This is a genomic window from Sinomonas sp. (assembly GCF_051955515.1).
GTDB lineage: Bacteria > Actinomycetota > Actinomycetes > Actinomycetales > Micrococcaceae > Sinomonas.
In genome coordinates this window covers 1-10,842 of sequence record NZ_JBQCGQ010000322.1, presented here as the reverse complement: position 1 = coordinate 10,842, position 10,842 = coordinate 1, and the positions used below count along the sequence as shown (strand labels likewise).

Below are 10,842 nucleotides of genomic sequence, written 5' to 3'. Positions count from 1 at the left end.
ATTCGGCTTCCGCGAAGCGAAATCCTCAGTGGGGCTCTCCGTTGCCCCCGGCCAAGTTGAGGGGGGACACCCCGCCAAAGCGAACGGGGCACGGGGGGGGGTGGGGGGGGGGGGGGGGTTTGCGGCGCAGACATACGCGCGGGCGCGTTGCCCCCCCCCCCCCCCCCCCCCCCCCCCCCCCCCCCCCCGGGGAGGGAGGGAGGGGGCTCAGGTGCGGTTGAGCTCCGCAGAGATCCGCTCGGCCGCCGCCCGGAGCGCGGGCACGGCGCGCTCGCCGAAGGATTCGTCCACACGGGACACGGGGCCGGACACGGAGATCGCCGTGGGGGTGGGGGCATCGGGGACGGCCATCGAGAAGCAGCGAACCCCAACCTCCTGCTCCTGCTCGTCGATCGCGTAGCCGCGGGCGCGGATCTTGTCGAGGTCGGCGAGGAGGGTCTCGACGTCGCCGATGCTGTACGTCGTGGGGGTCGGCATGCCCTGACGGCCCACGATGGCGCGGACCTGCTCGTCCTCGAGCTGGGCGAGGATCGCCTTGCCCACGCCAGTATCGTGCATGTGCGCCCGGCGTCCCACCTCGGTGAACATGCGCATGGAGTGCGGGGACGGGACCTGGGCCACGTAGATGACCATGTCCGAATCGAGGACCGCCATGTTGGCCGTCTCGCCGAGGCTGTCCACGAGGGTCTTGAGTTCGGGCTGCGCGAGGGCGCCCAGCTGCTTGTTCGCACCCTCGCCAAGGCGGATGAGGCGCGGCCCGAGCGCGTATCGGCGGCTCGGCAGCTGGCGGACGTAGCCGAGCGACACGAGGGTGCGCAGCAGGCGATGGATCGTCGGCAGCGGGAGCTCGGTCGACGACGACAGCTCGCTGAGCGTCACATCCCCCCCGGCGTCGGTGATGAGTTCGAGCAGCTCGAACACGCGCTCGACTGACTGGACGCCGCCTGAGGCCTTCTCGGCCATGTCTCCTCCATGGGTAGCGGCCGGTGGTGTTCCGGCAAATATTATCCGCATCCCGGAAACTCTGCGGCTATCTCACGATACCGCACACCCCTCTACTTGCGCCGTCAGGTTTGCAGGGTGCGCGCCCCCCCGCCAACCTGACGGCACAAGCCCCGGGGCCGTGTTTTTTCCAGAAGCAGACAATAGTATCCATATTACGGAAACTGAACCGAGGCCCATAGCCTCCCGACCGAAGGACGATTCAATGGCGAGTCCCAGCCCAGGCAACTCCATCACGCTCCGTCTCGACGCGCCGTCGCGCATCAGCATCACGAGCGAGCTCGCCGCCGCCGTCGCCGCGGTCGGCGCCCCCGTCACCGCCCTCGACATCAGCGAATCGCACCACGATCGCCTCACCGTGGACATCACCTGCAACACGACCTCTGAGCAGCACGCCGAGGAGGTGGCCGCAGCACTCGAGGCGCTCGACGGCGTGAGCGTCCGCAAGGTCTCCGACCGCACCTTCCTCATGCACCTCGGCGGCAAGCTCGAGGTCGTCCCGAAGGTTCCCCTCCGCAACCGCGACGACCTCTCGCGGGCCTACACGCCCGGCGTCGCCCGCGTGTGCCGCGCTATCGCGGAGAACCCGGAGGACGCGCGGCGCCTGACCGTCAAGCGCAACACGGTCGCCGTCGTCACGGACGGCTCCGCAGTGCTCGGGCTCGGCAACATCGGCCCCGCCGCCGCTCTCCCCGTGATGGAGGGCAAGGCCGCGCTGTTCAAGCAGTTCGCGAACGTGGACGCCTGGCCGGTCTGCCTCGACACGCAGGACACCGAGGAGATCATCAAGATCGTCAAGGCGCTCGCTCCCGTCTACGGCGGCGTGAACCTCGAGGACATCGCGGCGCCCCGCTGCTTCGAGATCGAGGCCCGCCTGCGCGAAGAGCTCGACATCCCGGTCTTCCACGACGACCAGCACGGCACCGCGATCGTGACGCTCGCCGCCCTCGTCAACGCGCTCAAGCTCGTGAACAAGAAGATCGAGGACGTCCGGATCGTCGTCTCGGGTGTCGGCGCGGCCGGCAACGCGATCATCCAGCTCCTCCTTGCCCAGGGCGCGAAGAACATCGTGGCGTGCGACCGGAAGGGCGCCATCCACAAGGGCCTCGAGCTCACCGACGCGCACCGCATCTGGATCGCGGAGAACACCAATCCCGAGCAGTTCTCGGGCACTCTCCACGATGCGCTCAAGGGCTCGGACGTCTTCATCGGCGTCTCCGCGCCGAACCTCTTCGGCCCGGAGCAGGTGGCCACGATGGCGGAGAACGCGATCGTCTTCGCGATGGCCAACCCCGACCCCGAGACCGACCCGATCGCCGCGGCCGAGCACGCCGCCGTCGTCGCCACCGGCCGGAGCGACTTCCCGAACCAGATCAACAACGTCCTCGCGTTCCCCGGCGTGTTCCGCGGCCTGCTCGACGCTGGCGTGGCTGACATCACTCCTGCCATGCTGGTCGCAGCCGCCCAGGCCATCGCGGCTCGCGTCTCGGAAGAGGAGCTCAACGCGAGCTTCATCATCCCGAGCGTGTTCGATCCGCACGTCGCCCAGGACGTCGCCGCGGCCATCGTGGCCGCCGCCAACGCCTGATCTTCAGCACCAGACTTCACACCAGGGAGAAGGAAAGCATCGCTATGGCCATCACCGTGACCGACCAGCACCCGGTGGACCGGGCCGAGGAGATCCTCACCGAGGAGGCACTCGCCTTCGTCGAGGAGCTGCACCGCCGGTTCGCCGGCGAGCGCAAGACCCGCCTCGAGGCTCGGAAAGCACGACGCGCGGAGGCCGCCTCGAGCGGCCGCCTCGACTTCCTGCCGGAGACCGCCGACGTCCGCGCCGGCGACTGGAAGGTGGCCCCGGCTCCCGCGCCGCTCGAGGACCGCCGCGTCGAGATGACCGGCCCGGCTAGCCCGGCGAAGATGGCCATCAACGCCCTCAACTCGGGCGCCAAGGTCTGGCTCGCCGACATGGAGGACGCCTCGAGCCCCCACTGGAGCAACGTCGTCGACTCCGTCCTCAACCTGCGCGATGCGGCGCTCGGGACCCTGTCCTTCACGTCGCCCGAGGGCAAGGAGTACCGGCTCCGCACGGACGCGCCGCTCGCCGTCGTGGTCACCCGCCCCCGCGGGTGGCACATGGAGGAGCGGCACGTCCTGGTCGACGGCGAGCCCGCCTCGGGCGCGCTCGTGGACTTCGGGCTGCACTTCTTCCACGTCGCGAAGCTCCTCATCGAATCAGGCAGCGGCCCGGACTATTACCTGCCCAAGATGGAGAGCCACCTCGAGGCGCGCCTCTGGAACGAGATCTTCGTGTTCGCCCAGGACTACCTCGGCATCCCCCAGGGCACCGTCCGCGCAACCGTGCTCATCGAGACCATCCCGGCCGCGTTCGAGATGGACGAGATCCTGTACGAACTCCGCGACCACGCCTCTGGCCTCAACGCCGGCCGGTGGGACTACCTCTTCAGCATCATCAAGTACTTCCGCGACGCCGGCGAGCAGTTCACGCTCCCGGACCGCGCGTCGGTCGTCATGACCGCGCCGTTCATGCGGGCCTACACCGAGCTTCTTGTCCAGACGTGCCACAAGCGCGGGGCCTTCGCGATGGGCGGCATGGCCGCGTTCATCCCGAACCGCAAGGAGCCGGAGATCACGGCCGCCGCGATCGAGAAGGTTCGCGCGGACAAGACCCGCGAGGCCACGGACGGCTTCGACGGCTCGTGGGTCGCGCACCCGGATCTCGTCGAGACGTGCCAGGAGGTCTTCGACCGCTTCCTCGGCGACAACCCCAACCAGGTGGACCGCCAGCGCCCCGAAGTGCACGTCACGGCGGACCAGCTGCTCGACGTCTCCTCCGCAGAAGGCGTCGCCACCGAGGAGGGGCTCCACCTCAACCTCTACGTGGCCGTCGCGTACACGGCTGTGTGGCTCTCCGGCAACGGCGCGGTGGCCATCCACAACCTCATGGAAGACGCCGCGACAGCCGAAATCTCGCGCTCGCAGGTGTGGCAGCAGATCCACAACAAGGTGGTCCTCGCGGACACGGGCAACACCGTGACGCGGGAACTCGTGGAGCGGATCCTCGCCGAGGAGACCGAGCGCCTCCGCGGCGAGGTGGACGCGGATGTGTTCACCAAGTACTACGAGCCGGCGAGCCGCCTCATCGCGGACATCTGCCTCTCCGAGGACTACACGGACTTCCTCACCACGCCCGCGTACGAGCTGGTGGGCTGATGACTCAACCCCAGCCCATCTTCTCCGAGGGCGACTACGAGCGGATCGACGCCGGCCTCGCCGACACCGATCGCCTCCTCGCCTCGGGCTATCCGGGGGACTCCGGCACACGCCAGCCGGTGCACACGGTCTACGTGCCAGCCGACCGGTTCACGCCGTCGCTCGCTGCTGAATGGGGCCATCAGGCCCTCGCGGCCGCGGGCGCGGCGGGCGGGATCCAGCGTCTAGCCGAGGTCGTGGGCCTCTCCCCCGGGCTCGCGGCAGAGGTCGCCCCGCGCGTGGAGTCCAAGCTCCGCACCGAGCCCATCGAAGACCTCCGGATCGACTTCGAGGACGGCTACCTCGCCGCGGCCAAGTCGGTCGACCCCGAGGCGACAGAGGACGACGACGCGATGCGCGCCGCGGACCGCGTCACCGAAGCAATCGCGGCCGGGAGCGCGACGCCGTTCGTCGGCATCCGCTTCAAGTGCTTCGAGGAGGCCACCCGCCGGCGCGGGCTGCGGACGCTCGAGCTGTTCGTCTCTCGTCTCGTCCAGCGAGGCGGCCTCCCAGAAGGACTCGTGCTCACCCTGCCCAAGGTGAGCACAGTGGACCAGGTCGGGGCGATGGTCTACGCCGTCGAACGCCTCGAATCCGCACTGGGCCTGCGCCGTGGACGCCTCGGGTTCGAGGTCCAGGTGGAGACCCCGCAGCTCATCATCGGCGCCGACGGCAGCCACCCGGTGGCCCAGCTTCCGCACAAGTCCGAGGGCCGTATCACCGCGCTGCACTACGGCACCTACGACTACTCGGCGTCGCTGCAGATCGCGGCGGCCTACCAGTCCATGGAGCACCCCGCGGCCGACTTCGCCAAGGAGGTCATGCAGCTCGCGGTCGCCGGGACGGGCATTCGGCTCTCCGACGGTTCGACGAACATCCTGCCCCTCGGCGATGATGCCCAGCGCGAGGAAGCCTGGAAGCTCCACGGCCGCCTCGTGCGCCGCTCGCTCGAGCGGGGCTTCTATCAGGGCTGGGACCTCCACGCGCACCAGCTGCCCACGCGGTACATCGCGACTTACGCGTTCTATCGGGAAGGCTTCCCGAAAGCTGCCGAGCGTCTCCGGAACTACGTGCAGCAGACCATCGGCGCTGTCCTCGACGAGCCGGCCACGGCCCGGGCCCTCGCAGCGTTCGTGCTCCGCGGCGTCCAGTGCGGAGCCGTCGGACCCGAGGAGGTCCTCGCCCGCACCGGCCTCTCGGAGGCCGACCTCACCCGCCTGGCGCACCCGCGCCTCACCCCTGAACCCCAAGGAGCGTCACGATGAGCTACTTCTACCCTGAGGGCGGCCTGCCGCCGCAGACCCAGCTCCTCACCGACCGCGCGATCGTCAAGGAGGCCTACACGGTCATCCCCAAGGGCGTGCTGCGCGACATCGTCACGAGCATCCTGCCCGGCTGGGAGAACACCCGCTCGTGGATCATCGCTCGTCCCATCGCAGGGTTCGCCACGACCTTCTCCCAGCTCATCGTCGAGGTGGGTCCCGGCGGCGGCTCGAAGAAGCCGGAGCCTGAGGCGGGCGTCGAGGGCGTCGTGTTCCTCACCAAGGGCCAGCTCACCCTGACGCTCGACGGCGAGACCCACCACCTCGAAGAGGGCGGCTACGCGTACCTTGCCGCGGGAGCCGACTGGTCGGTGGCCAACGACTCCGACGACATCGCCTCGTTCCAGTGGATCCGCAAGGCCTACGAGCGGCTCGCGGGCTACGAGGCGAAGAGCTTCGTCACGAGCGACAAGGAGGTGGAGCCCACCCCGATGCCCAACGTCAACGGCGTCTGGTCCACCACGCGCTTCGTCGACCCGAGCGACCTCGCGCATGACATGCACGTGAACATCGTGACGTTCGAGCCGGGCGGCACCATCCCGTTCGCCGAGACCCACGTCATGGAGCACGGCCTCTTCGTCCTCGAGGGCAAGGCCGTGTACCGCCTCAACGACGACTGGGTCGAGGTCGAGGCCGGAGACTTCATGTGGCTGCGGGCCTTCTGCCCCCAGGCGTGCTACGCGGGCGGGCCCGGCCGCTTCCGCTACCTCCTGTACAAGGACGTCAACCGGCAGATCCGCCTCACCTGACGCCCTGTCCCCCGGCCCGCGTTGCGGGCCCCTCAAGCACGACGGCGTGGGGCAGGACTGGCACTGAGCCGCCCTGCGCCGTCGTACCCACCTCCGCCCCCGGTCGCGCAACACCGGGGGCGGAGCTGCTTAAGTCCTAGCGGGGCCGCCAGCTCAGCCGGCGAGCTTCTCCGGTTCGTCGAGGTCGTTGTCTTCCGGTACCCAGCGCACCGCGACCCTGGCGCCGTCGCCATCCTCCTCGATCCGGAGGACCAGGTCCACCCCACAGAGGTGCTCGTGCTGCGCGTACCGCCCATCGGTCCGCGCGGCTTCCAGAAGTCGGTCGAGGGCAACCGCAAGTGCCCGTCCCCAGTCGCGGGGGTCAGTGCTCGAGGCGCGTTCCGCCCCCACATAGCTAGCCATATGGCCATTGTTGCCCGTGCTCAGGGCGAAGCGCCAGTGGCCCAAAGTCCCGTGACCCCAACCGACCTCCCCAACTTCCGCGCCGAACTCCCCAGCTTCTCAGTGCTGAGACGCGTCGGCGCGGGACCGGCAAAGGGCGACGAGGGTCGGGGACCGGGCTCGGCCGTCCAAGACGGCGGGGGAAGCTGGGGAGTCCGGTTTAAGAACTGGGGAGATTGGAGACCGACTGCAGGCCGAGACGGTATACCGGGGTTGACCCGACTCACAATCGCGACCTACACTTTTCATCAAGAGAAATTCTTCTTCCGCAATGTGAAAGCTGAACTGGAAGGCTGCGACAATGACGTACACAGTGAACTGCTCGATCCTGCTGACAGAGCTCCCGCTCTTGGAGCGCCCCGCGGCGGCCAAGGCTGCTGGGTTCGACGCGGTGGAATTCTGGTGGCCCTTCGCCGAGGCCGTCCCCGCCGACAGCGACGTTGACGCCTTCGTTGCCGCGGTTCAGGACGCAGGCGTGCAGCTCAGCGGCCTCAACTTCTTCGCGGGCGATATGCCCGCCGGCGAGCGCGGCCGCGTGTCGTGGGCGGGCCGCGGGGGCGTATTCAAGGACAACATCGACGTGGTCATCGCGATCGGCGAACGGCTCGGCACCAAGGCCTTCAACGCCCTCTACGGCAACCGCCTCGAAGGTTCCACGCCGGAAGCCCAGGACGAGCTCGCACTGGAGAACCTCGTTGCGGCCGCCCGGGGCGTCGCGACGATCGGCGGAATCGTGCTGCTTGAGCCCGTCTCCGGCACCCCGGCCTACCCGCTGAAGACGGCCGCCGACGCGCTCGCCGTCATCGGCAAGGCCAAAGAGCACGCCGTGGAGAACATCAAGCTCCTCGCGGACTTCTACCACCTCGCCGTCAACGGCGACGACGTCCCCGCCGTCATCGAGCAGCACGCCAAGGACTTCGGCCACATCCAGATCGCCGACAACCCCGGCCGCGGCGCCCCCGGGACTGGCGAACTCCCCCTGGGCGAGTGGATCGCCCGCTCCCGGGAGCTCGGCTACGAGGGCTACATCGGGCTCGAGTACAAGGCGCCCGCCGCCGAAGCCTTCCAGTGGGCCATCCGCCCCGTCGCGGGCTGACCGCCCCTTCACCACACTTTCAGGAGACAACATGAGCAACGTTGCAGTCATCGGCCTCGGCATCATGGGCCTTCCCATGGCCGTGAACCTCGTCAAGGCCGGGCACCAGGTCAGCGGCTACAACCGCAGCCAGGACAAGATCGAGAAGCTCGTCAGCGAGGGCGGCAAGGGCGCGGCGAGCATCGCAGCCGCCGTCAGGGATGCCGACGTGGTCATCACCATGGTGCCGGACTCCCCCGACGTCGAGGCCGTCGTGACCGGGGCTGAGGGTGTCTTCGCGAACGCCAAGGACGGCGCGCTGTGGATCGACGCCTCCTCGATCCGGCCCGACGTCGCCGTCCGCCTCGCCGACGAGGCGCGCCAGGCCGGGCTCCGGCCCCTTGACGCCCCGGTCTCCGGCGGCGAGCAGGGCGCCATTGACGCGGTCCTGTCGATCATGGTCGGCGGCTCCGCCGAGGACTTCGACGCCGCGCTCCCCGTGCTCAACGCCGTCGGCAAGACCATCGTCCACGTCGGCCCCTCGGGCTCCGGCCAGACCGTCAAGGCAGCCAACCAGCTCATCGTCGCGGTCAACATCCAGGCCCTCTCCGAAGCCATTGTCTTCCTCGAGGCCTACGGTGTCGACACCGACGCGGCTCTGAAGGTCCTCGGCGGGGGCCTCGCCGGCTCCAAGGTCCTGGACCAGAAGGGCCAGAAGATGCTGGACCGCAACTTCGACCCCGGCTTCCGCCTGGCCCTCCACAACAAGGACCTTGGCATCGTCACCTCAGCCGCCCGCGAGGCAGGCGTCGTGGTTCCGCTCGGCGCAGCGGTCGCGCAGCTCGTCTCGGCGCTTGTTGCCCGCGGCGACGGCGGCTTGGACCACTCGGGCCTCTTCAAGCTCACCAACGAACTCTCTGGAAAGAATTAAGGAGCACCGACAATGGCAAAGATGCGCACTGTCGACGCAATCGTGGCCATCCTGGAGAAGGAGGGCGCGACCGAGGCATTCGGCCTGCCCGGCGCCGCGATCAACCCGCTGTACTCGGCGATGAAGGCCCACGGGGGCATTCGCCACACCCTGGCCCGCCACGTCGAGGGCGCCTCGCACATGGCTGACGGCTACTCCCGCGCGAACGCCGGCAACATCGGCATCTGCATCGGCACGTCCGGCCCCGCGGGCACGGACATGATCACGGGCCTCTACGCTGCTCAGGCCGACTCGATCCCCATGCTGTGCTTCACGGGCCAGGCGCCGGTGGCGAAGCTGCACAAGGAGGACTTCCAGGCGGTGGACATCGAGTCCATCGCGAAGCCCCTCACCAAGATGGCCATGACCATCCTCGAGCCGGGCCAGGTTCCGGGCGCGGTGCAGAAGGCGTTCCAGCTGATGCGCACCGGCCGCCCTGGCCCCGTGCTGCTGGACCTGCCGTTCGACGTGCAGATGGCGCAGATCGAGTTCGACATCGACGCCTACGAGCCGCTCGCCGTCGAGAAGCCCCGCGCCACGCGCAAGCAGGCCGAGAAGGCCCTCGACATGCTGACAGCCTCCGAGAAGCCGCTCATCGTGGCCGGCGGCGGCATCATCAACGCGGACGCTTCGGACAAGCTCGTCGAGTTCGCGGAGATCCTCAACATCCCCGTGGTGCCGACCCTCATGGGTTGGGGCGCCATCTCCGATGACCACCGCCTCATGGCGGGCATGGTGGGCCTCCAGACGAGCCATAAGTACGGCAACGCCACGTTCCTCGAGTCGGACTTCGTGATCGGAATCGGCAACCGGTGGGCCAACCGCCACACGGGCTCGATCGAGAAGTACACCGAGGGCCGGAAGTTCGTGCACGTCGACGTCGAGCCGACCCAGATCGGCCGGGTGTTCTCCCCCGACTTCGGCATCGTCTCCGACGCGGGTCTGGCCCTCGACGCCCTCATCGAGGTCGCGAAGGAGCGAAAGGCCGCGGGCTCGCTGCCCGACTACTCGGCCTGGGCCGAGTCCGCGCAGGAGAAGCGCGGCCGGCTGCAGCGCAAGACGCACTTCGACAACGTGCCCATGAAGCCGTTCCGCGTCTACGAGGAGATGAACAAGGCCTTCGGTCCCGAGACGACGTACGTTACGACGATCGGCCTCTCCCAGATCGCCGGCGCCCAGATGCTGCACGTGTTCGGTCCGCGCAAGTGGATCAACGCTGGCCAGGCTGGCCCCTTGGGCTGGACCGGCCCCGCCGCGCTCGGCGTGGTGCGCGGCAAGCCGGGCGAGACGGTTGTAGCACTCTCGGGCGACTACGACTTCCAGTTCATGATCGAGGAGCTCGCCGTGGGTGCGCAGCACCAGCTGCCGTACATCCACGTGGTGGTGAACAACTCGTACCTCGGCCTCATCCGCCAGTCGCAGCGAGGCTTCGAGATGGACTACCACGTCTCGCTCGCGTTCGAGAACGTGAACGCGACCGGCTCCGAGCGCGCCCAGGGCTACGGCGTGGACCACGTCAAGGTGGCCGAGGGCCTCGGCTGCAAGGCGATCCGCGTGGAGCACCCGGACGATCTGGGCCCGGCCTTCGAGAAGGCCCGCGCTCTCATGGCCGAGTACAAGGTGCCCGTGGTGGTCGAGGCCATCCTGGAGCGCGTGACGAACATCGCGATGGGCACCGAGCTGGACAACGTGGTGGAGTTCGAGGAGCTCGCCCAGTCGCACGAGGACGCCCCGACCGCACTCGTGGCCCTGCTGGGCTAGCCATGAAGATCGTCCTCGCACCGGACAAGTTCAAGGGATCCCTCACGGCCCCAGAGGTCGCGGACGCACTCGCTGAGGGCCTCCGCGAGGCGCTTCCCGGGGCGGAGCTGGTTCTGGTCCCAGTGGCCGACGGCGGCGAGGGCACCGTAGGTGCGGCGCGGGGCGCGGGGGGCTCCCCCCCCCCCGCGCGCGGCGCCGGCCCCAACCCCGCGCCCCCCCCGGCGGGGGTCGGCGGCGCGCCCCCCACGGGGC

At 69.0% G+C, this 10,842-nt stretch carries 10 protein-coding genes; 8 read left to right on the top strand and 2 right to left on the bottom strand.

The window, feature by feature from the left end:
- Positions 1 to 207: 207 nt before the first annotated feature.
- Complete coding sequence (locus tag ACTHL9_RS19220; protein WP_440520900.1) at positions 208 to 963, bottom strand: IclR family transcriptional regulator; 756 nt, start codon at positions 961 to 963, stop codon at positions 208 to 210.
- Between the two features lie 244 nt (positions 964 to 1,207).
- On the opposite strand from ACTHL9_RS19220, the gene ACTHL9_RS19215 reads away from it, so the two are divergent.
- From ACTHL9_RS19215 to ACTHL9_RS19200, 4 genes are read left to right on the top strand one after another with little or no spacing between them, the layout of a single operon-like run.
- Positions 1,208 to 2,590: an NAD(P)-dependent malic enzyme gene (locus ACTHL9_RS19215; protein ID WP_440520899.1), complete on the top strand. Its 1,383-nt coding sequence runs from the start codon at positions 1,208 to 1,210 to the stop codon at positions 2,588 to 2,590.
- Between the two features lie 44 nt (positions 2,591 to 2,634).
- On the top strand, positions 2,635 to 4,233 hold the full coding sequence (gene aceB / locus ACTHL9_RS19210) for a malate synthase A (RefSeq protein WP_440520898.1): 1,599 nt from the start codon (positions 2,635 to 2,637) through the stop codon (positions 4,231 to 4,233).
- Positions 4,233 to 5,537 (top strand): DUF6986 family protein, encoded by a 1,305-nt coding sequence (locus ACTHL9_RS19205; RefSeq protein ID WP_440520897.1) that lies wholly within the window; start codon positions 4,233 to 4,235, stop codon positions 5,535 to 5,537. The genes aceB and ACTHL9_RS19205 overlap by 1 nt, the downstream gene beginning before the upstream one ends.
- On the top strand, positions 5,534 to 6,343 hold the full coding sequence (locus ACTHL9_RS19200) for a bifunctional allantoicase/(S)-ureidoglycine aminohydrolase (RefSeq protein WP_440520896.1): 810 nt from the start codon (positions 5,534 to 5,536) through the stop codon (positions 6,341 to 6,343). Before ACTHL9_RS19205 ends, ACTHL9_RS19200 begins: the two co-directional genes overlap by 4 nt.
- Before the next feature lie 153 nt (positions 6,344 to 6,496).
- Here the strand turns inward: ACTHL9_RS19200 and ACTHL9_RS19195 are convergent, their stop codons facing one another.
- Positions 6,497 to 6,745 (bottom strand): hypothetical protein, encoded by a 249-nt coding sequence (locus tag ACTHL9_RS19195; RefSeq protein ID WP_440520895.1) that lies wholly within the window; start codon positions 6,743 to 6,745, stop codon positions 6,497 to 6,499.
- A gap of 340 nt (positions 6,746 to 7,085) precedes the next feature.
- Here ACTHL9_RS19195 and ACTHL9_RS19190 point away from each other — a divergent pair, with 340 nt between their 5' ends.
- The 4 genes from ACTHL9_RS19190 to ACTHL9_RS19175 form a co-directional block, all read left to right on the top strand.
- Positions 7,086 to 7,880, top strand: coding sequence for a hydroxypyruvate isomerase family protein (locus ACTHL9_RS19190; RefSeq protein WP_440520894.1), 795 nt, complete (start codon positions 7,086 to 7,088; stop codon positions 7,878 to 7,880).
- Positions 7,881 to 7,911: 31 nt separating this feature from the next.
- Complete coding sequence (locus ACTHL9_RS19185; RefSeq protein WP_440520893.1) at positions 7,912 to 8,790, top strand: 2-hydroxy-3-oxopropionate reductase; 879 nt, start codon at positions 7,912 to 7,914, stop codon at positions 8,788 to 8,790.
- 12 nt (positions 8,791 to 8,802) lie between these two features.
- Positions 8,803 to 10,590 carry a glyoxylate carboligase gene (gene gcl / locus ACTHL9_RS19180; protein ID WP_440520892.1) on the top strand — a complete coding sequence of 596 codons (1,788 nt, stop codon included), beginning with the start codon at positions 8,803 to 8,805 and terminating at the stop codon, positions 10,588 to 10,590.
- A gap of 2 nt (positions 10,591 to 10,592) precedes the next feature.
- On the top strand, positions 10,593 to 10,842 hold a 250-nt coding region (locus ACTHL9_RS19175; protein WP_440520891.1), incomplete at its 3' end, for a glycerate kinase.

Excerpts from the sequence above, each read along its gene's own strand:
- ACTHL9_RS19215 (WP_440520899.1), top strand. The coding sequence starts at position 1,208 with ATGGCGAGTCCCAGCCCAGGCAACTCCATCACGCTCCGTCTCGACGCG.
- ACTHL9_RS19200 (WP_440520896.1), top strand. The coding sequence starts at position 5,534 with ATGAGCTACTTCTACCCTGAGGGCGGCCTGCCGCCGCAGACCCAGCTC.
- ACTHL9_RS19220 (WP_440520900.1), bottom strand. The coding sequence starts at position 963 with ATGGCCGAGAAGGCCTCAGGCGGCGTCCAGTCAGTCGAGCGCGTGTTC.
- aceB (WP_440520898.1), top strand. The coding sequence starts at position 2,635 with ATGGCCATCACCGTGACCGACCAGCACCCGGTGGACCGGGCCGAGGAG.
- gcl (WP_440520892.1), top strand. The coding sequence starts at position 8,803 with ATGGCAAAGATGCGCACTGTCGACGCAATCGTGGCCATCCTGGAGAAG.
- ACTHL9_RS19185 (WP_440520893.1), top strand. The coding sequence starts at position 7,912 with ATGAGCAACGTTGCAGTCATCGGCCTCGGCATCATGGGCCTTCCCATG.
- ACTHL9_RS19190 (WP_440520894.1), top strand. The coding sequence starts at position 7,086 with ATGACGTACACAGTGAACTGCTCGATCCTGCTGACAGAGCTCCCGCTC.
- ACTHL9_RS19195 (WP_440520895.1), bottom strand. The coding sequence starts at position 6,745 with ATGGCTAGCTATGTGGGGGCGGAACGCGCCTCGAGCACTGACCCCCGC.
- ACTHL9_RS19205 (WP_440520897.1), top strand. The coding sequence starts at position 4,233 with ATGACTCAACCCCAGCCCATCTTCTCCGAGGGCGACTACGAGCGGATC.